This is a genomic window from Streptomyces sp. NPDC101132 (assembly GCF_044759225.1).
Classification (GTDB): domain Bacteria; phylum Actinomycetota; class Actinomycetes; order Streptomycetales; family Streptomycetaceae; genus Streptomyces.
The window spans coordinates 199,840-225,093 of sequence record NZ_JBIVYX010000010.1 but is presented as its reverse complement, the minus strand read 5'-3'; the positions used below and the strand labels follow the sequence as shown (position 1 = coordinate 225,093).

Sequence of the window (25,254 nt, the reverse complement as noted above, 5' to 3'; positions counted from 1 at the left end):
AGGCAGAAGGCACGGGGATGTTCGGAGGATTGCCAGTGACCAGCGAGCGGTTTGACCTGATCACGATGGGACGGATCGGGGTGGACCTGTACCCGCTCGAGACGGGCGTGCCGCTCGGGGAGGCCGACACCTTCGGCCGGTTCCTCGGCGGCTCACCGGCGAACGTGGCGGTCGCCGCCGCCCGGCTGGGCAGACGGGTCGCGATGGTCACGCGGACGGGCGCGGACCCCTTCGGCGCGTACCTGCGGGCGGAGCTGCGGGCGTTCGGGGTGGACGACCGGTACGTGGCCGAGGTGGCCGCGTACCCGACGCCGATCACGTTCTGCGAGGTGTTCCCGCCGGACCGGTTCCCGCTGTACTTCTACCGGCTGCCGAAGGCGCCGGACCTGGAGATCCGGGAGGACGAGCTGGACCTCGACGCGATCCGGGCGGCACGGGTCTTCTGGATGACCGGGACCGGGCTGAGCGCGGAGCCCAGCCGCGGTGCGACGCTGGCCGCGCTGGAGGCCCGGGCGAAGTCCGGGACCACCGTCTTCGACCTGGACTGGCGGCCGACGCTGTGGTCGGAGCCGCCGGGCGAGCACTACGCGAGGGCACTGTCGCTGGCCACCGTGGCCGTGGGCAACGAGGAGGAGTGCGAGGTGGCCACCGGCGAGCGGGATCCGCGGGCGGCCGGGCGCGCCCTGCTGGCGGCCGGCGTGGAGCTGGCCGTGGTGAAGCGCGGCCCCGAGGGGGTGCTGGCGATGCACCGGGACGGGCGGGTCGCCGAGGTGCCGCCGGTGCCGGTGGAGGTGGTCAACGGGCTGGGTGCGGGTGACGCGTTCGGGGGCGCGCTGTGCCACGGGCTGCTGGCCGGGTGGGAGCCGGAGCGGGTGCTGCGGTACGGGAACGCGGCGGGGGCCATCGTCGCCTCCCGGCTGGCGTGTTCGTCCGCCATGCCGGTGGCCGCGGAGATCGAGGAGGTGCTGGGGCGTGCCGGTGAGCGGTGAGTGGGAGATGGAGTACGCGCGGCTGCGGGTGCTTTCCCTGGGGGCGGGGGAGGTGTACGTGCACGAGGCGGGGGAGTGCGAGTGGATCGTGCTGCCGTTGCGGGGCGGGTGCGAGGTCCGCTGCGCGGAGCCCGTCCCCGCCCCGCCCTTCTCCCGTTCACCGGAGGCTCCGCCCCCGGCCCCCCGCGCCTCAAACGCCGGCGGGGCTGGAACGAACCCGGGGGCTCCGCCCCCAGACCCCCGCGCCTCAAACGCCGGCGGGGCTGGAGAAGCGGTGGAGGTTGGGCCTGCGGGCCTTGGCGCCGGGAGTGCCGGCGGGGGTGGAGGTGTGGTGGAGGTCGGGGGTGTTGGGGACGGGCGGGTCGTTGTGTTTGAGCTGCGGGGGCGGGACGGGGTGTTCGGCGGCCCCAGTGACTTCGGCTATCTGCCGCGCGGGAGCGTCAGCGAGCTCCGGGCCGCCGCCGGGGGGCGGTTCGCGCTGGCCGGGGCCGTGTGCGAGACGGTGCTGCCCGCGCGGTACGGGGCGGCCGCCGACGTGCCGGTCGAGATCCGCGGCGCCGGCGTGTGCTCCCGGCAGGTCAACAACTTCGCCGCCGCCGACACCTTCGCCTGCGACCGGCTGATCGCCGTCGAGGTGCTCACCCCCGGCGGCAACTGGTCCTCGTACCCGCCCCACAAGCACGACGAGCACCACCCCGGGCACGAGTCGCGGCTGGAGGAGATCTACTACTACGAGATCGCCCCGCACGGGGACACGGCCGGCGTCGGCTACCAGCGGGTGAGCCCGTCGCCGGCCGGGCGGACGGACGTGCTCGCCGAGGTCCGCACCGGGGACGCCGTGCTGATCCCCGACGGCTGGCACGGGCCGTCCATCGCCGCCCCCGGCCACGACATGTACTACCTCAACGTGATGGCCGGCCCCGGCCCCGAGCGGGAGTGGCTGATCCGGGACCATCCCGATCACGCGTGGGTTCGCGCGTCCTGGGCGGGGCAGGAAGCCGATCCCAGGCTGCCGGTCACCGGACCGCCGCCGCACCCCGCCCCGGACCCCGAGGAGGCCCCGTGACCACCCCGCGCACCGTCCGGCTCACCACCGCCCAGGCCCTCGTCAGGTTCCTCTCCCGGCAGTACGCGGAGCGCGACGGGCGGCGGCACCGGCTGATCGCCGCCACCTGGGGCATCTTCGGGCACGGCAACGTCGCCGGCATCGGCCAGGCGCTGCTGGAGACCGGCCCGGAACCCGAGCACGGCATGCCCTTCCTCCAGGGCCGCAACGAACAGGCCATGGTGCACGCGGCGGTCGGGTACGCCCGGCACAGCGGGCGGCTCAGCACGCACGCCGTGACCACGTCCATCGGGCCCGGCGCGACGAACCTGGTGACCGGCGCGGCCCTCGCGACCATCAACCGCATCCCCGTCCTGCTGCTGCCCGGCGACGTCTTCGCCGGCCGGCCCGCCGACCCGGTGCTCCAGCAGCTGGAGGTCCCCCACGCCGGGGACGTGTCGGTCAACGACTGCCTGCGGCCCGTCTCGCGCTACTTCGACCGGATCGGCCGCCCCGAGGCCCTGGTCCCGGCCGCCCTCCAGGCCATGCGGGTGCTCACCGACCCGGTGGCCACCGGCGCCGTCACCCTCGCCCTCCCGCAGGACGTGCAGGCCGAGGCCCACGACTGGCCGGAGGAGTTCTTCACCGAGCGGGTGTGGCCGGTACGCCGCCCCCGCCCCGGGACCGCCGAGGTCGAGGCCGCCGCCGCGGCGGTCCGGGCGGCCCGCCGCCCCCTGGTCGTGGCCGGCGGCGGCATCCACCACAGCGCCGCCGAGGAGGCCCTGCGCGCCTTCGCCGAAGCCACCGGCATCCCCGTCGCCTCCACCCAGGCGGGCAAGGGCTCGCTGCGCCACGACCACCCCGCCGACGTGGGCGCCGTCGGCCACACCGGCACCGCCACCGCCGACGACCTGGCCCGCTCCGCCGACCTCGTGATCGCTGCCGGGACCAGGCTGAGCGACTTCACCACCGCCTCCTCGACCCTGTTCCAGGACCCCGGCGTCCGCTTCCTGGGCCTCAACCTCGACCCCCACGACGCCCACAAGCAGGCCGCGCTGCCGCTGGTCGGCGACGCCCGCGAGAGCCTGGACGCGCTGCGGGCGGCGGTCGCCGGGTACCGCGTGCCGACGGCGTACGAGGAGTCGTACGGCAAGGCCAAGGCCCACTGGGAGACCCTGGTCGACCGGGCCTTCCACGCCCCCGACGAGGACGCCCGCCCGACCCAGGCCCAGGTGCTCGGCGCACTCGACGCCCTGGTCACCGACGAGGACGTGGTGGTCAACGCGGCCGGCTCGCTGCCCGGCGACCTGCACCGGCTGTGGCGGGCCCGCTCGCCGCGGCAGTACCACGTCGAGTACGGCTACTCCTGCATGGGCTACGAGATCCCGGCCGCCATCGGCGTGGCCCTGGCCGAGCCCGGCCGGCCGGTCTGGGCCCTGGTCGGCGACGGCTCGTACCTCATGAACCCCACCGAACTGGTCACGGCGGTGCAGGAGGGGATCCCGCTGACGGTGGTGATCCTGGACAACCACGGGTACGCCTCCATCGGGGGCCTTTCCGAGGCCGTGGGAGGTGAGCGCTTCGGCACCGACTACCGCCACCGGGCACTGGACACCTCGTACACCGGTGACCCCCTTCCGGTGGACCTGGCGGCCAACGCGGCCTCGCTGGGAATGGCCGTGGTCCGCGCCCGTACCGTCCGTGACCTGCGGGAAGCCCTCGCGACCGCGCGTTCGGCGGGCCGCCCCACATGTGTCTACACGGAGACCAAAACGCCCGACACTGTGTCGGGCCCGCCCCCCGCGCAGGCGTGGTGGGATGTGCCTGTGGCCGAGACCGCGACCCGCACGTCGGCCGTCAGAGCACGCGAAGAGTACGACCGGCAAGCCGCAGCGCGACGTCGCCATCTGTGAAGGAGTAGCAATGAAGACCGTCAACCACTGGATCGGTGGCAAGACCGTCGAGGGCGCGTCGGGCAACTTCGGCCCGGTCACCGACCCGGCGACGGGCGAGGTCACCACCCAGGTCGCGCTCGCCTCCGTCGAGGAGGTCGACGCGGCGGTACAGGTGGCCCGCGAGGCCTTCCAGACCTGGGGCCAGTCCTCGCTGGCCGCCCGCACCAAGGTGCTCTTCGCGTACCGCGCGCTGCTGGACGCCAACCGCGACGCGATCGCCGAGCTGATCACCGCCGAGCACGGCAAGGTCCACTCGGACGCGCTGGGCGAGGTCGCCCGCGGCCTGGAGATCGTCGAGCTGGCCTGCGGCATCACCACCCAGCTCAAGGGCGAGCTGTCCACCTCGGTCTCCAACCGCGTGGACGTCGCCGCCATCCGCCAGCCGCTCGGTGTGGTCGCCGGCATCACGCCGTTCAACTTCCCGGCGATGGTCCCGATGTGGATGTTCCCGCTGGCCATCGCCTGCGGCAACACCTTCGTCCTCAAGCCGAGCGAGAAGGACCCGTCGGCCGCCAACAAGCTGGCCGAGCTGGCCAAGGAGGCCGGCCTGCCCGACGGCGTGCTGAACGTGCTGCACGGTGACAAGGTCGCCGTCGACGCGCTGCTGGCGCACCCGGACGTGGCCGCCGTCTCCTTCGTCGGCTCCACCCCGATCGCCCGTCACATCCACACCACCGCCTCCGCCAACGGCAAGCGCGTGCAGGCCCTGGGCGGCGCGAAGAACCACATGCTGGTGCTGCCCGACGCCGACCTGGACGCCGCCGCCGACGCCGCGGTCTCCGCCGCGTACGGCTCGGCCGGCGAGCGCTGCATGGCCATCTCGGCGGTCGTCGCGGTCGGCTCCATCGGCGACGAGCTGGTCCAGAAGATCCGCGAGCGCGCCGAGAAGATCAAGATCGGCCCCGGCAACGACCCGACCTCCGAGATGGGCCCGCTGATCACCAAGGCCCACCGCGACAAGGTCGCCTCGTACGTGCACGGCGCCGCCGAGCAGGGCGCGGACGTGGTCCTGGACGGCACCGGCTACACCGTGGACGGCTTCGAGGACGGCCACTGGATCGGCCTGTCGCTGCTGGACAACGTCAAGACCGACTCCGACGCCTACCGCGACGAGATCTTCGGCCCGGTGCTGTGCGTGCTGCGCGCCGAGACCTACGAGGAGGGCGTGGCGCTCATCAACGCCTCGCCGTTCGGCAACGGCACCGCGATCTTCACCCGGGACGGCGGCGCCGCCCGCCGCTTCCAGCTGGAGATCCAGGCCGGCATGGTCGGCGTCAACGTGCCGATCCCGGTGCCGGTGGGCTACCACTCCTTCGGTGGCTGGAAGGACTCGCTCTTCGGCGACCACCACATCTACGGCAACGACGGCATCCACTTCTACACGCGCGGCAAGGTCGTCACGACCCGCTGGCCGGACCCGTCCGAGGCCCCGGCGGGCGTCGACCTCGGCTTCCCGCGCAACCACTGACGGCGGGCGCGGGTCCGGGTCCCCCCATGGGCCCGGCCCCGTGGTCCCGTAGCCGCAGACCCCCGGCCCACCCTCACCGGCCGGGGGTTCCTGCGTGCGCGGAGCCCGTACGGGTCGTTGCGGATCCCGTACGGGCCCAGGCCCCCCTTCCCCGGCCCGGCCCGCCCCGGCGGACCTCACCAGGTATGGCCCGGCTGCTGGCGGACCGCCGGAATCCGCCCCGAGAATCGGGCCGGAACCACGTCGGGGCTGACGATCGGGACGAGGGGGAGCCGTGTCGGAGCGTCTGGAGCGCAACCAGCGGGTGATCGACGAGTTCAGGGCCAAGGGCGGGGTCGTCGGCGGCGACTTCGAGGGCATGCCGCTGCTGCTGCTCACCACCACCGGGGCGCGCAGCGGGGAACCGCGCACCTCGCCGATGGCCTACCTGAGGGACGGGGACCGGCTGGTGGTCTTCGCGGCCAACGGCGGCCGGGAGCACCACCCCGGCTGGTACCACAACCTGCTGGCCCACCCCTCGGCCGGCGTCGAGGTCGGGAAGGACTCCTTCACCGTGACGGCCGCCGTGGCCGACGGCGCCGAGCGGGAACGGCTCTGGGCCGCCCAGCTGGCGGTCGCGCCGTTCCTCGGGGACTTCCAGGCGCGCTCCGGACGCCGCGTCCCGGTCGTCACGCTGACACCGGCCGGCGCCTGAGAGGGGCCCGCTGCCGGGACTCACCACGCCGGGAGCGGCCCCGGGCCGGAGCGCGAGCCGGCCCCGCCGGGCAACCGCACCGATCCGCACCGATCCGCATCGGGCAACCGCACCGATCCGCATCGGGCAACCGCACCGACCCGCACCTGGTACCCCATCGGGCGGGGAACGCTCAGGCCAGCAGACCCGCGCGGTGGGCCAGCACGGCCGCCTGGACCCGGCTGGTCGTGCCGGTCTTCTCCAGGATCGAGCCGACGTGCGTCTTGACCGTGCCGACGCCGATGCCGAGCCGCCCGGCGATCTCCGAGTTGGCCAGCCCGCCGCCCAGCATCACCAGCACCTCGCGCTCACGGTCGGTCAGGGCCGCGAGCCGCGCGTCGGGTCCGGGGTTCCGGCCGGTGCCGGCGGCCAGCATCCGGCGGATGACGGTGCCCGTGACGCCGGGGGAGAGGACCGCGTCGCCCGCGGCGGCCGCCCGTACCGCGCTGATCAGCTCCTCCGGGCCCTCGTCCTTGAGCAGGAAGCCCGTCGCGCCCGACTCCAGGGCCCGCAGCACGTTCTCCTCGTCGCCGAAGGTGGTCAGCATGACGACCTGCGGGGCCGGGACGAGCGCGGTGAGCGGGGCGACGGCCGCGAGGCCGTCCAGCACCGGCATCCGGATGTCGAGCAGGACCACGTCGGGGCGGTGTTCGGCGGCGAGTTCGACCGCGCGGGCGCCGTCGGGTGCCTCCGCGACCACCTCGATGCCCTCGGCGTGGCGCAGGATCAGCCGCACTCCGGTGCGGATCATCTGCTCGTCGTCGGCGAGCAGGACGCGGACGGGCCGCTGCGGGGTCATGGGGTGCTCCTGGTCTCTCCGCCGGGCGCCAGCGGCACGTCGAAACGGTCGATACCGGTCAGGACGTCGCCGCTGAAACAGTACCGGGTGAGCTCGATCGAGTGCGGTCCCGAGGTGCCGTACGAGTACGGGTAGACGCAGTCGGTGGTGCCCGCGGGGCGGGGCGGTTCACGGCCCGCGGCGGCGGCCCGGCTCAGCTCGTGGTCCACGGCGCCGGCGCGCTCGGCCGCGGAGCGGGACATGCCCAGGCGGGGCGGCTCGGGCGGTGCGTAGTCGTGGCTGAGCCGCAGGTCGTCGGCGAGCCGCAGCCCCAGGATCAGCATCGCGCCCACGCCGGCCATGCCGAGCAGCGCGGTGGCGCCCTGGCCGAGCCGCCGCAGCAGGGCGGCCCCGCTGCGGGGGACGCCGGGGTCGGCGGGGTCGGGTGGGGCCGGTACGGGTACGGGGGATCCGGCGCCGGGGCCGGGCGGGCCGGCGGGCCCGGCCGGGTCGCTCGGGCCGCCCCCGCCGGTGGCGGGGCGGTTCGGGCCGGCGGAGGGGCCGGCCGGGTCCGTGGGCGTGGCCGGGATGCGGGCGGTGAGCGTGTACCCGCCGTCGGACCGGGGCGCCGCCTCCAGGGTGCCGCCGAGCAGCGCGACGCGTTCCCGCAGCGCCGTCAGGCCCCGGCCGGTGCCGGGCGGGGCGGCCGGGTGCCCCTCGGCGCGCGGGCCGTTGGTGATCCGTACGACGGCCAGCTCGCCGGTGTGCGTGACCACGACCGACACCGGCGCGCCGGCGGCGTACCGGTGGACGTTCGTCAGGCCCTCGCGCACCACCCGGTGCACGGCCCGCCGCACCCGGGCCTCCCGCACGTCCGTGTCGGGCCCCGACCAGTGCAGGGTGACGGCCACCCCGCCGGCCCGCGACTCCGCCACCAGGGCCTCGATGTCGGCGCGGGTGCCGGTGGCGTCGGTCAGCGCGTCCGTACCGGTGTCACGGGACAGCGGCCCGAGCACGCCCAGCACCTCGCGCAGCTCGCGCATCGCGTCGCGGGTGGTCTGGCGCACCTGGGCGGCGCTCTCGCGCAGGTCGCGCGGCTGGCCGCGCAGGGCCATCTCCAGCCCGCCGGTGTGCAGCGAGATCAGGCTCAGCCGGTGGCCCACCAGGTCGTGCATCTCGGCGGCGATCCGGGTGCGCTCCTGGATCCGCGAGGCCTCCTCCGCGGTCTCGCTGCGCTCCCGCAACGCGGCCACCAGACGGTCCTGCTGGCCCGCGGAGGCACCGGCCAGCCCCGGCACGAGCACCGTCAGCCCGGCCACCACCGCGCCGATGGTCAGCCCGTACCGCAGGGAGCCCAGGCCCTCGTACGGCGCGGACAGGGCCGCGGAACAGACCGTCACCGCGCTCGCCGAGAGCAGCAGCGCGGCCCGTCGGCGCGCGCCGGGCAGCTGGCGGGCCGTGGTGTACGCGATGACGGCCATCAGCATCCCGAGGGAGGACAGCGCGCCCAGCAGTGCGCCGGTGCCCAGCAGGCTGAGCGCCGGTCGGCGGCGGCGTACGACGAGCAGCGCGAGGGCGGCGAGCACCATCAGCGCCTTGGCCTGGCGGGGGACGGAGACGCCGGTGCCGGCGCCGGCCAGCACGGTGTGGGTGACGGCGAAGACGGCTGCCCCGGCGGCGGCCTCGGCGAGGGGGCGGACGAAGGGGCGGGCCATGCGGAAATTATCCGGAGGAATCGGATCCGGCTCATCCCACTCCCGGCTGAGATCGGCCTCTGCCCAACGGCATACCCTCGCGGGATGGGCGAGTACGAGCTGGGCGGGGACGCCCCGGGGACCGGTCCCGGTGACCGGCCCGCGGGCGGTGCGGTGGAGCTGTGGCGGCTGGACACCACGCGGGAGGTGGTCGGCGGGGTGCGGGTGGACGACGGGCTGCTCGCGGGGGACGGGCCGGGGCCGTCTGCGGGGGACGGGCCGGGGCTGCTCGACGCCGCCGAGCGCAGCCGCGCGGCCCGGCTGGTCCGCGACCTCGACCGGCGCCGCTACCTCGCGGCGCACGTGGGCCTGCGGGTGCTGCTCGGCGGCTACCTCGGGGTGCCGCCGGGCGAGGTGGCCCTCGTACGGGAGGACTGCCCCGGCTGCGGCGCACCGCACGGGCGGCCCGCGCCGGCCGGGCCCTTCGCCGGCACCCTGCACTTCTCGCTCTCGCACAGCGGTGACGTGGCGCTGATGGCCTTCTCCGGGCGGCCGGTCGGCGTGGACGTGGAGGCGGTCCCGGACGCCGAGGCCACCGCCGACCTCGTCGAGACCCTGCACCCGCGGGAGGCCGCCGAGCTGCTGGCCCTGCCCGAGGCGGCCCGGCCGCCGCTGCTGGGGCGGGTCTGGGCGCGCAAGGAGGCGTACCTCAAGGGCACGGGGATGGGGCTGGCGAAGGGGCTGCGGGACCCGTACGTCGGCACCGCGGAGCGGCCCGCGCCGACACCGGGCTGGACCGTCCGTGACGTGACCGCGCCCGCGGGTTTCGCGGCGGCCGTGGCGGTGGCCGCCGGAGGGGTCTAGGTTCGGCGGCATGAGCAGCCGCGAGGACCGTCGTTCGGGCGGCCACGGAGAGGGCGGCGCGGAGGGCCCGGAGGCGGGCCGCCGCGGGAACGGGGCGGGCAGGACGGACGACCGCACCGGCGGCCCGCCGGCCGGCCCCGCCGACATCCGCCCCGCCCGCACCGTCGCGGAACTGGTCGCCGCCGAGGCGCTGTTCGACGGTCCGGTGAGGCAGGACCGGGCGGAACGGTTCCTGGCCGCGCCGGGGCACCTGATGCTGATCGCGTACGTGGACGGCCGCCCGGCCGGCATGGTCTCCGGCGTCGAGATGACCCACCCGGACAAGGGCACCGAGATGTGCCTGTACGAACTGTCGGTGGCCGAGGAGCACCGCCACCGCGGCATCGGGCGCGCCCTCACGGAGGCCCTGGCCGCGGCCGCCCGCAGCCGCGGCTGCTACGGCATGTGGGTGGGCGTCGACACGGACAACGCACCGGCCCTGGCCACGTACCGCGCGGCGGGCAGCCGGGACGAGGGCGTCTTCTCGATGCACGACTGGCACTTCCCGGACCCCGACGGTCCGGCGCCCGCCCCGGACGCCTGAGCCCGGCGGGGCCGCCGAGGACGGCGTGCGGGGGCGGGCGCCGCGCACCCCGGCCGGCGGCCCGCAGCTCCACGAGGGCACCGAGCTCGCCGCGCGACTGCCGTGGGCCGGGGGCCAGGCCCTGTCCTCCGGATCACGCCGGCTCGCGGGGCGGCCTGATCCGAAGGACAGGGCCTAGGCTTCCGGTGTGTCCGGACCGACGTTGGTGATCGAGTTGGCGGAGGCCCCTTCGGGCGCCGTGCTGCGGGAGTTCCGTTCGCTGATGGTGGGGATCTCCTCCCGTTGCGAGGAGGAGCGTCCCGGGTTCTTCGACGTGCACGTGCCCGCAGGGCGGCTCGGGATCGAGGTCGGCCGGGAGCCGTTTCCCTCGCCCGGCTTCGGCGGGGCCACGCTGAACGAGGAGCTGATGGCCCTGTTCGGGTCGGATCCGCGGCCCGCGGCCGAGCACCGGCCGTTCCTCGTCTACCTGATGGGGCCCGGTGCCGGTGACGAGGACGTCTTCGCGGCCGAGCACGAGGGCGAGGCCGAGGCGGAGGCCGTCCTCGGCTTCCGGCCGACCCATGCCGTGAACGTCAGCGCGTGCTGCAACGACGCGGTCGACCACCGGGTGACGGCCTTGCTGGCCGCCGCCGTCATGGACGTCATCGGGGGCGTGGCCAACGCCGAGCTGGCGGACGGCCAGGCGCCCCTCGTCGCCGGCCTTCCGGGCGTGCTGGGCGTCACCGACGACGGCTACCAGGTGCTGGGCACCGCGGAGTTCCTGCGCGCCTGGTCCGGCCGGCCCGGCTTCCGGCTGGTCAAGTAGCAGCCGGGCCGCGGGCGCTGCCCGGTGCGGTCCGGCCGACTGCCCGGCGCGGGGCGGCCAGGCGGGCTCGGACCTGCCCTGCCCGGCCCGGCCCTGCTCGGCCCGATTCGGCCCGGCCCTGTCCTGCTCGGCTCGGGGTGCGGTTCGGCTCGGGGTGTGGGGTGGGTGGTTCGTCGCGCGACTGATCGGGTGGCCCCCTGCCGTGCGGCGGGGCGCCTCGGGGGTCCGTGGGGGGTGGGTCGCGGAGCATCGGCGGCATGATCAGAACACCCTTGGCGGCACTGGCCGCCGCCGCGCTCTTCGCAGCCGCGGCCCCCGCGACCGCCGCCGCCCCGGGAGCCGCCACGACCTCGCCGGCCTCGCCGACCGCGGCTTCCGCGCAGCCGTCCGCCGGTGCCGGGAGCGCGGTTCCCGGAATGACGGCGGGCCCGGGAGGCGCAGCGGGCGGGACCGCCGCACGTACCGTGACCGGAGAGGGCGGGGGCGCGGTGGGGCCCGTGGCCGTGGCGGGCGGGAGGCCGGCTGAGCCCGGGGCCTCGGCGAGCCGTGCGGCCTTCGGTGCCGCCGCCGAGGAGGCCGGGCGGTGGATCGTCGTGCTGCGGGACGGGGCCGTGGGGAGTCCGCGGGCGTTGGCCGCCGCGTCCGGTGGCGCCGTCGAGCACGTCTACGAGAGCGCCGTGCGCGGCTACTCGGCCCGGCTGACCCCCGAGCGGGCCCGCGCCCTGGCCGCCGACCCCCGCGTCGACTACCTCGAACCCGACCGCGAGTTCCGCATCACCGACGACCAGCACCTCACCCAGACCGGGGCGCCCTGGGGCCTGGACCGCATCGACCAGCGCGCGCTGCCGCTGTCCGGCACGTACACGTACGCCGACCCGGCGGCCGCCGCCGAGGTCACCGCGTACGTCGTCGACACCGGCATCGAGGCCGGGAACCCGGAGTTCGGCGGACGCGCCTCCACCGGGTTCACCGCCTCGGACGACCTGGAGCCCGGCGACTGCAACGGCCACGGCACGCACGTGGCCGGCACCATCGGCGGCACCACGTACGGGGTCGCCAAGCGGGTGCGGATCGTCGCCGTGCACGTGGCGGACTGCCGCGGCACGGCCAGCACCGCCGACGTGCTGGCCGGCATCGACTGGGTGAGCGCCCGGGCGGGCGAAGGTCCCGCGGTGGCCAACATGAGCATGGGCGGCCCCCTGAGCCAGGCACTCAACGACGCCATCCGCCGCTCCGTCGAGCGCGGCATCGCCTACACCGTGGCGGCCGGCAACGAGGGCGGCGACGCCTGCACCACCTCCCCGGCCGCGGAGCCCACCGCGGTCACCGTCGGCGCCAGCGACACCGACGACTCCGCGGCGGGCTTCTCCAACCACGGCCCCTGCCTGGACCTGTACGCCCCGGGCGTGGACGTCACCTCCGCCGGCCGCACCCCGGGCGAACCCGTCACCGCCTCCGGCACCTCGATGGCCGCGCCGCACGTCGCGGGCGTCATCGCGCGCCACCTGGCGGCCCACCCGGCCGCGTCCCCCGCGGAGATCGACACGGCGCTGCGGGCGGACGCCACGCCGGGCGCGCTGACCGGCGTACCCGAGGAGACGCCGAACCTGCTGCTGCACGCGCCGGCCGGCTGACCCGGCCCGGCCCCCGGCCCGGCCCGGAAGTCCTCCGGGTCAGGTCCTGATGGGACATCAATTTCTGTGCGCTTCACGGGAATGCAAGTCATTGACTTCTCATCACCGCGACGCGTCAATGTCGGCCACCGCACCGGCTCGGACTCCCCCGCACAAGCGGGTGTGGGGGAGGGCTCGTCATGACGAAGGAGTCGCGACCGAAGTGAGTACGAGTTACCGACGAAGAATCCTTGCCGGGGCGGGCGCCCTCACCCTGGCCCTGGGCGGCGTGGCGGGCCTGACCGGGACGGCGCAGGCGGCCACCAAGACGACCACCATCTTCATGGACTGCGACGCGCCCGCGCCGCAGACCGACGGGTCCGGCAACCAGGACTTCACCATCACCCTGCCGGACACGGCCAAGGCCGGTGACACCGTGCCGGTCACCATCGATCCCGGCCCCAGCCCGCTGGTGCCGGCCTTCGCGGTGACCACGGAGAACACCACCAAGATCACGTTCGTCGGTGTCCCGGGCCAGCCGATCACGGTCACGAGCCCCAAGGAGACGGTCACCGTCACCCCCGGAGTGCCGCTGGACGCCAAGCCGTTCACCGCGAACCTGACCATCCCGGACGGCACCGAGGGCACCACGATCGACTTCAAGATGGACCTCGCGGTGACCGTCGCCAACCTGGGCGGCATGGACTACGTCACCACGTGCACGCCGCAGCCGCGGCCCAGCGCCACGGTGGGTTCCATCGCGGTCGAGGCCCTGCCCAAGGACCCGGTCACCACCAAGCTGAGCCCCAACAGCGGCGGGCCGAACACGGCGGTCGTCGCGACCGGCGCCAACTTCCCGCCCGGCGCCGTGACCTGTGCCGCCTCCCTCGCGGGCGTGGACACCGGTGACACCGGTACGGGCACGGCCGACGCCTCCGGCGCCGCGTCCTGCTCCCTGACCGTCACCAAGAAGGCCGACAAGATCCGCATCGGGTCGACCGCGGGCAAGCCCTTCAGCTACATCGCCCCCGTCGAGGGCGTCCCGCACCCGGTCGACATCGAGGTCCTGCCCGGGCCGCTGGCGCTCGGCCCCACGGCCGGCCTGCCGACGCTCGACTTCGGCGCGATCACGATCAACGGCAAGAAGCAGTCCGTGGTGGGCGCGTTCAACGCGGCGACCGTCCAGGACTTCCGCGGCGGCACCCTCGGCTGGGACCTGACGGTGACCCGCACGCCGTTCCTGAACAGCTCCACCGGTCACTCGCTCGCGGCGGGCCTCGGCATCCAGCCGTCCTGCACCGTGACCAACCCGGACAGCCCGAGCCCCTGCGTCGCGGGCGCCCCGGGTGCCATCACCGACGTCCCGCTCAAGGTGGCCTCGCAGGCCGCCGGGGGCGACGACCTCACCGGTGGTGAGTTCGCGGTCGGCGGCGGCGCGATGATCCAGCTGCCCGCGTTCATGTTCGCGGACACCTACCAGTCGGTCGTGACCTTCTCGATCGCCTGATCCCGCCCGGGTGGTGCGGGGCTCCGGCCCCGCACCACCTCCCGCGTTCCCGTACCGGCGGAGCCCGTACCCGGCCGCATTCCGTACGACGCCCCCTCCGTCCCGCACCTGGAGAGCCGAGCCCATGCGCATACCCCGCCCGCTGCTCTGCCTGCTGGGGGCCCTGCTGGCCGTCGCCGGCGTGCTGCCCGCCGCCACGACCGCCGGGGCCGCCGAGAACGGCACCTGGGCCGTGTTCCCGACCCCCGCCGCGGGCGAGAAGACCACCAGCCGCGCCTACTTCTTCCACCAGGGCGGGGCCGGCACGACCATCAGCGACAGCGTCACCCTCACCAACTCCTCCGACGCGCCCATCACCTTCCGGGTCTTCGCGACCGACGCCGTCAACACCCCCGTCGGCGGCGCCTTCGCGCTGCTCCCGGTCGAGACGAAGCCCAAGGACGTGGGGACCTGGGTCCGGCTGCCGGAGGACGTCGCGGGCCGCACCGTGACCGTCCCCGCCAAGGGCCGCCAGGACATCCCCTTCACCGTCCGGGTGCCCGAGGACGCGAGCCCGGGCGACCACGTCGGCGGCATCGTCGCCCTGAACACCAAGGTCGAGGGGATCAGGAAGGAGGGCAAGGTCCAGGTCGGCGTGCGCCGCTCCGTGGGCGCCCGCCTCTACCTGCGCGTGCCGGGCCCGGTCACCCCCGCCGTCAGCGTCGAGGACGTACGGGTCGAACGCGGCGCACCCCTGCTGCCCTGGACCAAGGACGCGCACGCGACCGTCAGGTACGCCCTGGTCAACCGCGGCAACGTGGTCGTCGGCCCGAAGGTGGCCGTCCGCGCCGAGGGCCTCTTCGGCCGGAAGCTGCTGGACCGTGCCCCCCGCCACCTGCGGCTGGTGCTGCTGCCCGGCCAGCGGATCGAGCTGACCGAGCGGTGGGCCGACTCCCCGCAGCTGGACTGGGTGACGGTCCGGGTGACGGCCACCGCCGTCAACCACCCCGACACGGAGGAGAGCGGCGAGGCGGAGTTCCTGGCCGTCCCGTGGCCCGCCGCGGGCGTCCTGCTGGTCCTGGCCGGTGCCGGGGTCGCGGCCTGGGCGGTCCGCCGCAGGCGCCGTACGGAGCCCGAGCCGGCGGCGGAGGAGGAGCACCTCACCCCCGCCTGAGCATGGCGACCGCTTCTCGCCACCTCCCGGTCTCAGTGGCTGAGACCGATCTGACAGACCCCCACCGGAACTGTTTGACCTGCCATTTCACGGGTTGTTAGGTTCCTCGGCGGTCTTGTGGACCAGGAGGTTTCCCCCCGCTGCCGACGGCGAGGGCCGAGTGAGAGGCAGGAACCGCCGCGTGACTCCCCGGCTCACCTCACCCACCATCGGACGAGACGCCGAGCTGGCCGCCCTGCGCGAGGCCCTGGCCGCCACGGCGGCCGGGGCGGGCCGGTGCCTGGTGCTGGGCGGCCCGGCCGGCATCGGCAAGAGCCGCCTGCTGGCCGAGGCCCGGGCCGAGGCCGGGCGGCTGGGCATGGCCGTCGCCGCCGGCCGGGCCACCGAACTCGACCGCGTCGCGCCCCTCGCCACCCTCCTCACCGCCCTGCGCGGCAGCGTCCCGCCCGTGGTCGACGGCGCCGGCATGGCCGCCCTCGGTGCCGCCGGCAGCCAGGTCACCAACCGCTTCTGGCTGGTCGAGCAGCTCGGTGAGCTGATCGAGGAGTACGTGCGCCTGCGCCCCCTCCTCATCGTGCTGGACGACGCCCACGCCGCCGACGAGCTGACGGCCGTGGCCCTCCAGATCCTGGTGCCCCGGCTCCAGTCCTGCGCGGTGACCTGGCTGCTGGCCCAGCGGCCCGGACCGGCCAAGGCCCCCATGCACGAGGTCACCGCCCGGCTGGTCGAGGAGGGCGCGGTCCAGCTCACCCTGCCGCCGCTGGACCCCGAGGCCATCGCCGAGGTCTGCACCCACGTGCTGGGCAGCCCGCCCGCGCCCCGGCTGCGGGCCCTGGCCGCGCGCAGCGACGGCAACCCCTTCCTGCTGGAACAGCTGCTCACCATGCTCAACGACCACGGCTGGCTGCAGACCGCCGGCGGCACGGTCACCTCGGTGGCCGAGGACGGGCTGCCCGCCGGCTTCCTCTCGGCCGTCGAGTACCAGCTGCGGCACCTCTCCGAGCCGGCCCACCGGCTGCTGGAGGCCGCCTCGGTCTTCGGCCGCCCCTGCACCGTCCACGAGGCGGCCCGGCTGCTGGGCCGGTCCGCCGTGGCCGTCGTGCCCGCCGTCGAGGAGGCCGTCGCCGCGCACGTGCTGGTGGACGACGGGACGGCCCTGGCCTTCCGTCACGACCTGATCAGGGACGCCGTCTACGGCAACCTCTCCGGCGCCGTCCGCCAGACCCTGCACCAGGAGGCCGCCGTGCTCCTGGAGGCCGAGGGGAGGCCCGGCGCCGAGGCCGTGCTGCACCGCATCCGCGGCGCCCGCCCCGACGACCCGCGCACCCTGGAGGCGCTGTCCCGGGCCGTGGACGAGGTGGCGCCCATCGCCCCCTCGACCGCCGCCGACCTGATGCTCCAGCTGCTGGACCTGCTGCCCGCCGACTCCGCCTCGCGGCCGCACGCCATCGCCGAGACCGTCCGGCTGCTGGCCGTCTCCGGCCGGCTCGGCGAGGCCCAGGGGCTGGGCGAGCAGGCGCTGCGCGGGCGGGTGGACCCGGCGTACGAGGCCACCATGTGCGTGGGCCTGTGCGACGCGCTCAAGCACGCGGGACAGGACGCCACCGTCATCGAGTACACCGCCCGGGTGCTGGCCCGCCCCGGGATACCCGAGCCGGTCCGGGCCCAGCTGCTGGCCATCCAGTCGCACGCGATGCTCGTGGTGGGCGACAGCGCCGGCGCGGAGCGGTCCGCGCTCGCCGCGGCGGCCGCCGGCGAGCCCTCCGCCCTGGTGTACGCCGAGTCCGCGCGCAGCGCCGCCGCGCACGCCCGCGGCGACGTGGCCGCCGCCATCGCCATCGCCTCCGAGGCCGTGGAGGTCGCCGACCAGGACGGCGGCGACGCCCGTCACCGCCACCCCCGGCTGTGGCTGGGCCGGGCGCTGGTGGCCGCGGACCGGTTCAGCGAGGCCGAGGCCGTGTACGAGCTGGGGGAGCGGGAGGCACGTGAGCTGGGCACCGCCTGGTCGCAGCCGCTGTGGCACTTCTACCAGGCCGAACTGCGGCTGGCCGCGGGCCGTCTGGACGACGCCGAGGCCGAGGCGCTGGCGGGGGAGCGGGTGGCCCAGCAGCTCACCGCCCTCGCCCTGCTGCCCTCGCTGCTGGGGCTGCTGGCGGACGTGGCCGTCCACAAGGACGAGCTGGGGCGGGCGCGGGACCTGCTGCGCCGGGCCGTGAAGCTGGGCGACACCGGCAACGGCACCACCACCGAGGACCTGGCCTGGCCGCAGGCCCAGCTCCAGGCCGCGCAGGGCGACGGCGCCGCCGCCTTCGCGACCCTGGCCGCGGTGTACGGGGCGGTCGGCGAGCGCCCGCTGCTGCTGACCCTCACGCCCTGGGCGGCGCCGGCGATGGTCCGCATCGCGCTGGACGCGGGGGCCCGTACCGAGGCCGGCGCGGTCGCGGCGGCCGTACGGTCCCTGGCCGCGTCCGCCACCGCCGTGCCCTCCCTCCAGGGCGCCGCGGCCCACGCCGAGGGGCTGCTGCGGGCCGACGCGGACGCGCTGCGGGCGGCCGTGGAGGCGTACCGGGACAGCCCGCGCCGGCTGGCCAGGGCCGCGGCGCTGGAGGACCTGGCCCTGGCGGAGGCGGCGGCGGGCGCCCGGCCGCGTGGGGTGGCGCTGATGGAGGAGGCCCTGGAGCTGTACGCCGCCTGCGGGGCGGTCCGCGACGCCGCGCGCACCCAGCGGGCGCTGCGCGGCATGGGCGTCCGGCGCAAGCGCTGGCAGCAGACCGCGAAGGCGCAGACCGGCTGGGACAGCCTGACCGGCGCGGAGCTGCGGGTGGTGCGGCTGGTGGCGGAGGGCCTGACCAACCGGGCCACCGCGGAGCGGCTGTTCCTCTCCCCGCACACGGTCGACACGCACCTGCGGCGGGCCTTCGCCAAGCTCGGCGTGTCCACCCGCGTCGAACTCGCCCGGCAGGCCATCACGCACGACGACGCGAACGATCGCGTAAAGGCGTGATGCCGGGCGCCCCCTCTCCCGGAAAGGCTCGGACCGCACAACGTTCCGAAATCAAGGGAAGAGGGAGCATGTCTCTGCAGAACAAGGTCGCCATCGTCACCGGCGCCACCCGCGGCATCGGCCGCGCCGTGGCGGAGCGCCTGGGCCGTGAGGGCGCCGCCGTGGTCGTCAACTTCCGGGCCGGACGCGAGGGCGCCCAGCAGCAGGCGGAGGACCTCGTCGGCAAGATCAAGGCCGACGGCGGCCAGGCCGTGGCCGTGGCGGGCGACGTCAGCAAGGCGGGCGACGTCCAGGGCCTCTTCGACGCGGCCGAGCGCGAGTTCGGTGGCGTGGACATCCTGGTCAACAACGCCGCCGTGTTCGCCGCCGCCCCCATCGAGTACCTCTCCGAGGAGGACTTCGACCGGCTGATCGGCACCAACCTCAAGAGCGTCTTCTTCGCCGGCCAGCAGGCCGCCTCGCGCCTGCGCGACGGCGGCCGCGTCGTCAACGTCGCCGCGGGCCTGCCCAACGGCGGCATCGCCTTCATGGGTGCCTACGGTGCCACCAAGGCCGGCGTCGAGGTGCTCACCCGGTCCCTGGCGCACGCCCTCGGCGGCCGCGGCATCACGGTGAACGCCGTGGCCCCCGGCCCGACCGACACCGAGATGCTGGCCGACGAGGCCCGCCAGATGGTGGACCAGATCACCGGCAGCACCCCGCTCGGCCGCCTGGGCCGGCCGCAGGACCTCGCCGACGTGGTGGCCTTCCTCGCGGGCGACGACTCGCGCTGGATCACCGGCCAGGTCATCGGAGTCAACGGCGGCTTCGAGTAGCCGAGCCGGGCCCTGGAGCCAGCCAGGCGCCCCTTCCCGTGACGACGCTGTGCGCCGGGTCCGCTCGCGGGCCCGGCGCACCCCCACGAACAGGAGTTCCCCATGCGTCGCCTGACGCGCAGAAACCTCTTGGCAGGGGCGACCGCGGTCGCCGGCGGAGCCACCCTCGCCGCGGCCCTCCCCGGCTCCTCCGCCCTCGCGGCCGACGAGGCCCCCGCCGCGGAGGCCGGGCTCACCCCCACCACGCCCGCCGTCTCCGTCACCCCCGCGGACCCCCGCTACCCCGACCTCGCCCGCGGCGACAACAACCGCTGGATCGGCACCCCCGAGCAGGTCGTGGTCGTCTCCACCACCCAGCAGGCGCTGGACGCCGTCCAGCAGGCCGTGACCGCCGGACGCCGGATCGCCGTGCGCAGCGGCGGCCACTGCTACGAGGACTTCACCACCAGCCCGGACGTCAAGGTCGTCCTCAACCTGTCCGAGATGCGGGCGGTGTACTACGACTCCGCCCGCCGCGCCTTCGCCATCGAGGCCGGCGCCTCCCTCGGCGACGTGTACGAGCAGCTGTACCGCAAGTGGGGCGTGACCATCCCCGGCGGCTCCTGCCCGACCGTCGCCGCCGGCGGCCACATCGCCGGCGGCGGGTACGGCGTGCTCAACCGCACCCTCGGACTGACCGTCGACCACCTCTACGGGGTGGAGGTCGTCGTGGTCGACGCGGGCGGCCGTGCCTCGGTGGTCGTCGCCACCCGCGACTCCACGGACGCCAGGCTGCGCGACCTGTGGTGGGCGCACACCGGCGGAGGAGGCGGCAACTTCGGCGTAGTGACCCGCTACTTCATGCGCAGCCACGGCGTCAACAGCACGGATCCCGCGAAGCTGCTGCCGAAGCCCCCGTCCGAGGTGTGGATCGCCTCGTACGACCTCCCCTGGGACGGCCTGACCCAGGCCGGCTTCAGCCGGATGCTGCTCAACTTCGGTGCCTGGCACGAGCGCAACAGCGCCGCCGGCACCCCCGCGGCCGCCCTCTTCAGCCGCTTCATGGTGATGAACCGGGCCGCCGGCCGGCACACCCTGCCCATCCAGGTCGACGCCTCCGTGCCCGGTGCCGAGCAGATGATCGCCGACTTCGCGGCCGCCGTCGCGGAGGGCACCGGCATCACCCCGCGGCTGACCACCAAGCTGCGCATGCCCTGGCTCAAGGCCACCCACTGGTCCGGCATGTTCGGCGGCGACGGCACCGGACGCGCCGACTTCAAGTCCGCCTACATGCGGAAGAACTTCACCCCGGCCCACACCGCGGCCCTGTGGAAGCACCTCACGCGGGACGACTACGGCAACCCCTTCTCCCTCGTGCAGATCTCCGGCTACGGCGGCCGGACCAACACCGTGGCCGCCGCCGACACCGCCGTGCCCCAGCGCGACTCCGTGATGAAGCTGATGTACCTCGTCGGCTGGCAGGAGCCCGCCCAGGACGCCGCGCACATCGCGTGGATACGTGATGTGTACCGCGAGGCGTACGCGGAGACCGGCGGCGTGCCCGTACCCGGCGACGTCATGGACGGCTGCTTCGTGAACTACTGCGACATCGACCTCGGCGACCCGGCCCAGAACACCTCCGGCGTCCCGTGGACCACCCTGTACTACAAGGACAACTACCCGCGCCTCCAGCGAGCCAAGGCCGCCTGGGACCCCCGGAACGTCTTCCGGCACGCCCAGTCGGTGCAGGCCGCCTCATGACCCTGCGCAGCCAGGGGGCCCTGTACGGCCCCGGGGAGGGCTTCGTCCTGCCGCGCCCCAAGGTGACCGAGCGGCTGGCGCTGCCGGCGTCCGCCACCGGCGGCGGCCTCACCCTCATGGAGATCACCGTCGAGCCGGGCGGCCTGGTGGCCCCCGAGCACACGCACACGCGGGAGGACGAGTCCGCGTACGTCATCGAGGGCGAACTCACCCTCAAACTGGGCGGGGAGCTGCTCACCGCGGGCGCGGACAGCGCGCTCTTCGCCCCCCGCGGCACCCCGCACACCTTCTTCAACGCGGGCACCACCACCGCCCGGATGGTCCTCGTCGTCACGCCCGGCAACCTGGACGACTACTTCAAGGGCATCCCCGCCCTGGGCGCAGGCGGCCCGCCGCCGCCCCACCGGGTGGCCGAGCACGCCGCCGAATACGGGATGGCGCTGCGCCCCGAGAGCCTCGCGGAACTCGCCGAGCGGCACGGGGTCACCCTCGTCTGAACGGCCGAAGGGCCCTTCCCCCACCGGGGAAGGGCCCTTCCGCGTGCCCGGGAGCGGGCCGGGCACGCGGACGTGCCCGGCGGCGCGCCACCGGCTCAGGGGAAGTACCGCGGGCCTGCCTCACCGGCGCGCTCGACGTCCTTCTCCGTCACCCGGGGCCACGGCTGCCCCGGCACCGCCCGCTCGCCGATCTCGTAGAACAGGCCCTCGAAACCGGCCGGGGTGAACAGGAACAGCATCCGCGCCGCGTCCGGGCCCACGTTCTTGAAGCGGTGCGTCGTCCCGCGCGGGATGAAGATGAAGTCCCCCGGGCGCGCGGTGATCAGCCGGTCGCCGTCGAGCACCTCGAAGGTGCCCTCCAGGATGTAGTACGCCTCGTCCGCGTGGTCGTGGGCGTGCGGCGGCGGGCCGCTGCCCGGCGGGACCGAGGCCTCCACGGCCGACAGCGTGCCGCCCGTCGTCGCGCTGTCCACCTTCACGGTGTACGTGGCCTTCACCGACCCCAGCGCGTCCTCGGACTGCGTGTCCTCCGGTATCCAGAGGGACGGTCCCGTACCCGCCGGGACGTGGATCACCCCGTCACGGCGGGTTCCCGTGATCTGCGTCATCAGGCTTCCTCAGAGCTCGCGCCGCCGTCCGGTGACGGCGGGCCGACGCTCCCCATCGTGGCCGCGGGCGCCCTCCCGGCACTGCCGCACGATCGCGGGATCTTCCCCGGCCGGGACCCCGTCCAGCATCACGCGAAGACGCGATGTCCGGCGCCCCGCCGCGGGTCCAGCATGAGGCGGTCGTCCCGACCGGACCCCCGACCGGACCCCCGACCGGACTCCGGAAGACCCCCACAGAACCCCCGAGAACCCCCATGAGCAGCAGTCCCCTTACGAGACTTCCTTACGAGAGCCGAGGGCATCGCCGATGACCAGTGACATCAGCAGTGAGATCCACGGAGCGGGCCCCCAGGACCCGCCGGACGCGGTGCGGGGCGGCGTGCGCTCCCCGTGGGCCACCTTCTGGGTGCTGGCCCTCATCGAGTTCATCACCGTCCTCGACACCTCGATCGTCAACGTCGCCCTGCCGAGCATCCAGCGCGACCTCGGTTTCTCCGCCACGGGCCTGGCCTGGGTGGTCGACGCCTTCCTGCTCGCCTACGCCGGCTCGCTGCTGCTGGCCGGCCGGGCCACCGACTTCGTCGGCCGGCGGCGGCTGTTCGTCACCGGCGTCGCCGTCTTCACCCTCGCGTCGCTGCTCTGCGCCGCCGCCACCGAGGACTGGCACCTGGTGACCGGCCGCGTCGTGCAGGGCCTGGGCGCCGCCATGGTGGTCCCCGCCGCCCTGGCGCTGATCACCGACATCTTCCCGGAGGGCGCCGAGCGCAACAAGGCGATCGGCATCTTCAGCGGCATGGGCGGCTTCGCCGCCGCCGCGGGCGTGCTGTTCGGCGGCCTGCTCACCGCCGCCGCCTGGCAGTGGGCCTTCCTGATCAACGTGCCCATCGGCCTCGGCGTGTTCATCGCCAGCTTCCGGATGCTGCCCCGCACCCACCAGCAGGCCTCCGGCGGCATCGACGTCACCGGCGCCCTGTCCCTCTCCCTCGGCCTCGTCGTCCTGATCTACGCCGTGATCCGCGGCCAGGCCCAGGGCTGGGGCGCCGCCGCCACCCTCGCCCAGTTCGCCGCCGCCGTCGTGCTGCTGGGCGTGTTCGTGATCCGCCAGCGCACCGCCGAGGACCCGCTGGTCCCGCGCATGCTGCTGGCCCGGCGCAACATCGTCGTCGGCAACGCGGCCATCGCGATCGTCGGCGCCCTGATGTTCGCCACCTTCTTCATCATCACCCTCTACATGCAGAAGGTCCGCGGCTACGGCCCCCTGCTGACCGGCCTCACCTACCTGCCCATCCCGGTCGCCACCTTCACCGGCACCCAGCTCGCCCCCCGCCTGCTGCGCTTCGGCCCGCACAACTCCATGGCCATCGGCCTCCTCCTGCAGGCCGGCGGCCTCGCCTGGTGGGCGGCCCTCATCGGCGGCGACGCGCAGCTCGTCACCGGCTTCCTCGCGCCCACCGTGGTCTGGGGCCTCGGCGTCGGCATCGCCATCGTCAGCGCCTTCGTCACCTGCACCATGGGCCTCGACGGACCCATCGCCGGCGCGGCCTCGGGCCTGGCCACCATGAGCCAGCAGGTCGGCGGCGCCGTCGGCCTCGCCCTGCTCGCCGCCCTCGCGGAGAGCCACACCCACACCCTGCTCGGCCGCAGCCCGGCCCCCGCCGCCGAGGAGGCACTCGCCGCCGGCTACGGCTGGGCGCTCTGGGTGGCCGTGGCCCTCGCCGTGGCCGGAGTCCTGCTCACCCGGCTGCTGAACTTCGGCCCCCCGCCCCAGCAGGCGGACCAGGGCGCCGCCCAGGAAGGAGCCGCGGCATGACCGCCGGCACGCACACCCCCGTACTGATCGTCGGCGCCGGACCCGTCGGCGCCACCCTCGCCCTCGAACTCGCCCGGCACGGCGTCCGCTCCACCGTCGTCGAGCGCTCCACCACCGTCTCCGCCCACCCCAAGATGGACTTCATCAACGGCCGCAGCATGGAGCTGCTGCGCCGCCTGGGCGTGGCCGAGGAGATCCGCGAGCGGGGCGTCTCGCCCGACGAGCCCTTCAACTTCCTGTGGACCCAGGACCCGGCGCAGCCGCCCGTCTCCGTCTGGGAGTACCCCTCCGTCACCGGCCTGCGCGAACGGTACGCGGACCGCAACGACGGCACCGCGCCCCTGGAGCCCTACCAGCGGCTCCAGGGCTCGCTCCTGGAGGACGTGCTGCGCGGCAGGGTCCGCCGGCACCCCCTGATCGACCTGCGCGAGGGCCAGAGCTTCCTGTCCCTCACCCAGGACGGGCACGGCGTCGAGGCCGTGCTGCGCGACGAGGCCGACGGCCACACGTACGCGCTGCACGCCGACTGGCTGGCGGGCTGTGACGGCGGCGGCAGCTCCGTGCGCCGCGCCACCGGCATCGGCACCCACCACAGCGGGCCCGCCACCCGTCACTGCGACGTGTACTTCCGCAGCGAGGACCCCGCGCTCACCCGCCACGGGAAGTTCTTCCTCACCATCGCCGCCGGCGGCGCCACCCTCGTCAACCGCGACGGCGTCCGGACCTGGACCGGCACCTTCGTCCTGCCCGACGGCGAACCCGAGCCGGCCGACCCGCTGGCCGTCGTCAAGGAGCGCCTCGGCTTCGACTTCGAGGCCGACGAGGTCATCAACATCGCCTACTGGTACGGGCGGCTGGCCGTCGCCGAGCGGTACCGGGAGGGCCGCGTCTTCCTGGCCGGCGACGCGGCCCACCAGTTCTACCCGACCGGCGGGCACGGGGCGAACACCGGCCTCGGCGACGCCGTCGACCTCGGCTGGAAGCTGGCCGCCGCCGTCGGCGGCTGGGCCGGCCCCGCGCTGCTCGACGCGTACGAGGCGGAACGCCGCCCGGTGGCGCTCTTCAACCGGGAGATGTGCGCCCACCTGCTGGGCGTCTGGATCCGCTTCCCGTCGCTGGCCGCCGCCGGCGCCACCCGCCCCCAGCTGGCCGCGTACCTCGACAAGGAGCGGTACCAGATCGACAACCCGGGCATCCACTTCGGCCACCGGTACGGCACCTCGCCCGTGATCCGGCACGAGGACGGCCCGGAACCCGACTGGCGCTGGCAGGAGATCGTCCCCGCCACCTGGCCCGGCAGCCGCCCCCCGAGCCTCCGGCTCGCCGACGGCAGGGAGCTGTTCGACCTCCTCGGCGAGGGCTACACGCTGGTCGACCTGTCCGGTGACCTCAAGGGCGTGCCGCTCGCCGAGAAGGCCCTGCACCACGGGCTGCCGCTGACGCTGCTCACCGTCGACGACGCCGCGGCGCGCGACCGGTGGGAGCGCGACCTGGTGCTCGTACGACCCGACCAGCACGTGGCCTGGCGCGCCGACGAGGCCCCGGACGCCGCCGAGTGGGACGCCATCCTGCGTCACGTGACCGGCAGTTGAG

At 75.0% G+C, this 25,254-nt stretch carries 20 protein-coding genes; 17 read left to right on the top strand and 3 right to left on the bottom strand.

Annotated elements, in window-relative coordinates:
• Window positions 1-17 precede the first annotated feature (17 nt).
• From iolC to ACIQUR_RS23860, 5 genes are all read left to right on the top strand, one after another.
• Complete coding sequence (gene iolC, locus ACIQUR_RS23880; RefSeq protein ID WP_403667667.1) at window positions 18-989, top strand: 5-dehydro-2-deoxygluconokinase; 972 nt, start codon at window positions 18-20, stop codon at window positions 987-989.
• 7 nt (window positions 990-996) lie between these two features.
• Window positions 997-2,055, top strand: a complete 1,059-nt coding sequence (gene iolB / locus ACIQUR_RS23875; RefSeq protein WP_403667941.1) for a 5-deoxy-glucuronate isomerase — start codon at window positions 997-999, stop codon at window positions 2,053-2,055.
• Complete coding sequence (gene iolD, locus ACIQUR_RS23870; protein WP_403667663.1) at window positions 2,052-3,947, top strand: 3D-(3,5/4)-trihydroxycyclohexane-1,2-dione acylhydrolase (decyclizing); 1,896 nt, start codon at window positions 2,052-2,054, stop codon at window positions 3,945-3,947. The genes iolB and iolD overlap by 4 nt, the downstream gene beginning before the upstream one ends.
• Window positions 3,948-3,957: 10 nt before the next feature.
• Window positions 3,958-5,457, top strand: a complete 1,500-nt coding sequence (locus ACIQUR_RS23865) for a CoA-acylating methylmalonate-semialdehyde dehydrogenase (RefSeq protein ID WP_403667660.1) — start codon at window positions 3,958-3,960, stop codon at window positions 5,455-5,457.
• A gap of 274 nt (window positions 5,458-5,731) precedes the next feature.
• Window positions 5,732-6,151 carry a nitroreductase family deazaflavin-dependent oxidoreductase gene (locus ACIQUR_RS23860; protein ID WP_403667657.1) on the top strand — a complete coding sequence of 140 codons (420 nt, stop codon included), beginning with the start codon at window positions 5,732-5,734 and terminating at the stop codon, window positions 6,149-6,151.
• 172 nt (window positions 6,152-6,323) lie between these two features.
• Here the strand turns inward: ACIQUR_RS23860 and ACIQUR_RS23855 are convergent, their stop codons facing one another.
• Together ACIQUR_RS23855 and ACIQUR_RS23850 are read right to left on the bottom strand one after the other, a co-directional pair.
• Window positions 6,324-6,989: a response regulator gene (locus ACIQUR_RS23855; RefSeq protein ID WP_403667654.1), complete on the bottom strand. Its 666-nt coding sequence runs from the start codon at window positions 6,987-6,989 to the stop codon at window positions 6,324-6,326.
• A complete protein-coding gene (locus ACIQUR_RS23850; RefSeq protein ID WP_403667652.1) occupies window positions 6,986-8,683 on the bottom strand; it encodes a sensor histidine kinase in 1,698 nt (565 codons plus the stop codon). The genes ACIQUR_RS23855 and ACIQUR_RS23850 overlap by 4 nt, the downstream gene beginning before the upstream one ends.
• A gap of 84 nt (window positions 8,684-8,767) precedes the next feature.
• Here ACIQUR_RS23850 and ACIQUR_RS23845 point away from each other — a divergent pair, with 84 nt between their 5' ends.
• The 10 genes from ACIQUR_RS23845 to ACIQUR_RS23800 all read left to right on the top strand — a co-directional run bounded on the left by ACIQUR_RS23845 (window position 8,768) and on the right by ACIQUR_RS23800 (window position 21,243).
• A complete protein-coding gene (locus ACIQUR_RS23845; RefSeq protein ID WP_403667649.1) occupies window positions 8,768-9,526 on the top strand; it encodes a 4'-phosphopantetheinyl transferase family protein in 759 nt (252 codons plus the stop codon).
• Between the two features lie 145 nt (window positions 9,527-9,671).
• On the top strand, window positions 9,672-10,109 hold the full coding sequence (locus ACIQUR_RS23840; RefSeq protein WP_403667938.1) for a GNAT family N-acetyltransferase: 438 nt from the start codon (window positions 9,672-9,674) through the stop codon (window positions 10,107-10,109).
• A 187-nt stretch (window positions 10,110-10,296) separates the two neighbouring features.
• Complete coding sequence (locus ACIQUR_RS23835) at window positions 10,297-10,914, top strand: DUF6368 family protein (RefSeq protein WP_403667646.1); 618 nt, start codon at window positions 10,297-10,299, stop codon at window positions 10,912-10,914.
• A gap of 257 nt (window positions 10,915-11,171) precedes the next feature.
• A complete protein-coding gene (locus tag ACIQUR_RS23830; RefSeq protein ID WP_403667643.1) occupies window positions 11,172-12,548 on the top strand; it encodes a S8 family peptidase in 1,377 nt (458 codons plus the stop codon).
• Window positions 12,549-12,750: 202 nt separating this feature from the next.
• Window positions 12,751-14,034 carry a hypothetical protein gene (locus ACIQUR_RS23825; protein WP_403667640.1) on the top strand — a complete coding sequence of 428 codons (1,284 nt, stop codon included), beginning with the start codon at window positions 12,751-12,753 and terminating at the stop codon, window positions 14,032-14,034.
• Window positions 14,035-14,158: 124 nt separating this feature from the next.
• On the top strand, window positions 14,159-15,187 hold the full coding sequence (locus ACIQUR_RS23820; RefSeq protein WP_403667637.1) for a WxL protein peptidoglycan domain-containing protein: 1,029 nt from the start codon (window positions 14,159-14,161) through the stop codon (window positions 15,185-15,187).
• Window positions 15,188-15,368: 181 nt separating this feature from the next.
• Window positions 15,369-18,191 carry a helix-turn-helix transcriptional regulator gene (locus ACIQUR_RS23815; protein ID WP_403667635.1) on the top strand — a complete coding sequence of 941 codons (2,823 nt, stop codon included), beginning with the start codon at window positions 15,369-15,371 and terminating at the stop codon, window positions 18,189-18,191.
• A 68-nt stretch (window positions 18,192-18,259) separates the two neighbouring features.
• Window positions 18,260-19,006, top strand: a complete 747-nt coding sequence (locus ACIQUR_RS23810; protein ID WP_403667633.1) for an SDR family oxidoreductase — start codon at window positions 18,260-18,262, stop codon at window positions 19,004-19,006.
• Between the two features lie 102 nt (window positions 19,007-19,108).
• Window positions 19,109-20,746 (top strand): FAD-binding oxidoreductase, encoded by a 1,638-nt coding sequence (locus tag ACIQUR_RS23805; RefSeq protein ID WP_403667630.1) that lies wholly within the window; start codon window positions 19,109-19,111, stop codon window positions 20,744-20,746.
• On the top strand, window positions 20,743-21,243 hold the full coding sequence (locus tag ACIQUR_RS23800) for a cupin domain-containing protein (protein WP_403667627.1): 501 nt from the start codon (window positions 20,743-20,745) through the stop codon (window positions 21,241-21,243). The genes ACIQUR_RS23805 and ACIQUR_RS23800 overlap by 4 nt, the downstream gene beginning before the upstream one ends.
• A 95-nt stretch (window positions 21,244-21,338) precedes the next feature.
• Here the strand turns inward: ACIQUR_RS23800 and ACIQUR_RS23795 are convergent, their stop codons facing one another.
• A complete protein-coding gene (locus ACIQUR_RS23795; protein ID WP_403667624.1) occupies window positions 21,339-21,851 on the bottom strand; it encodes a cupin domain-containing protein in 513 nt (170 codons plus the stop codon).
• Between the two features lie 307 nt (window positions 21,852-22,158).
• On the opposite strand from ACIQUR_RS23795, the gene ACIQUR_RS23790 reads away from it, so the two are divergent.
• Window positions 22,159-23,661, top strand: coding sequence for an MFS transporter (locus ACIQUR_RS23790; protein WP_403667621.1), 1,503 nt, complete (start codon window positions 22,159-22,161; stop codon window positions 23,659-23,661).
• A complete protein-coding gene (locus ACIQUR_RS23785; RefSeq protein ID WP_403667618.1) occupies window positions 23,658-25,253 on the top strand; it encodes an FAD-dependent monooxygenase in 1,596 nt (531 codons plus the stop codon). The genes ACIQUR_RS23790 and ACIQUR_RS23785 overlap by 4 nt, the downstream gene beginning before the upstream one ends.
• Window position 25,254 lies beyond the last annotated feature (1 nt).

What these genes read in the sequence shown, in the direction of transcription:
- ACIQUR_RS23805 (WP_403667630.1), top strand. Translation starts at nt 19,109, where the DNA reads ATGCGTCGCCTGACGCGCAGAAACCTCTTGGCAGGGGCGACCGCGGTC.
- ACIQUR_RS23795 (WP_403667624.1), bottom strand. Translation starts at nt 21,851, where the DNA reads ATGACGCAGATCACGGGAACCCGCCGTGACGGGGTGATCCACGTCCCG.
- ACIQUR_RS23820 (WP_403667637.1), top strand. Translation starts at nt 14,159, where the DNA reads ATGCGCATACCCCGCCCGCTGCTCTGCCTGCTGGGGGCCCTGCTGGCC.
- ACIQUR_RS23810 (WP_403667633.1), top strand. Translation starts at nt 18,260, where the DNA reads ATGTCTCTGCAGAACAAGGTCGCCATCGTCACCGGCGCCACCCGCGGC.
- ACIQUR_RS23855 (WP_403667654.1), bottom strand. Translation starts at nt 6,989, where the DNA reads ATGACCCCGCAGCGGCCCGTCCGCGTCCTGCTCGCCGACGACGAGCAG.
- iolB (WP_403667941.1), top strand. Translation starts at nt 997, where the DNA reads ATGGAGTACGCGCGGCTGCGGGTGCTTTCCCTGGGGGCGGGGGAGGTG.
- ACIQUR_RS23850 (WP_403667652.1), bottom strand. Translation starts at nt 8,683, where the DNA reads ATGGCCCGCCCCTTCGTCCGCCCCCTCGCCGAGGCCGCCGCCGGGGCA.
- ACIQUR_RS23865 (WP_403667660.1), top strand. Translation starts at nt 3,958, where the DNA reads ATGAAGACCGTCAACCACTGGATCGGTGGCAAGACCGTCGAGGGCGCG.
- ACIQUR_RS23800 (WP_403667627.1), top strand. Translation starts at nt 20,743, where the DNA reads ATGACCCTGCGCAGCCAGGGGGCCCTGTACGGCCCCGGGGAGGGCTTC.
- ACIQUR_RS23845 (WP_403667649.1), top strand. Translation starts at nt 8,768, where the DNA reads ATGGGCGAGTACGAGCTGGGCGGGGACGCCCCGGGGACCGGTCCCGGT.
- ACIQUR_RS23785 (WP_403667618.1), top strand. Translation starts at nt 23,658, where the DNA reads ATGACCGCCGGCACGCACACCCCCGTACTGATCGTCGGCGCCGGACCC.
- iolC (WP_403667667.1), top strand. Translation starts at nt 18, where the DNA reads ATGTTCGGAGGATTGCCAGTGACCAGCGAGCGGTTTGACCTGATCACG.
- ACIQUR_RS23790 (WP_403667621.1), top strand. Translation starts at nt 22,159, where the DNA reads ATGACCAGTGACATCAGCAGTGAGATCCACGGAGCGGGCCCCCAGGAC.
- ACIQUR_RS23830 (WP_403667643.1), top strand. Translation starts at nt 11,172, where the DNA reads ATGATCAGAACACCCTTGGCGGCACTGGCCGCCGCCGCGCTCTTCGCA.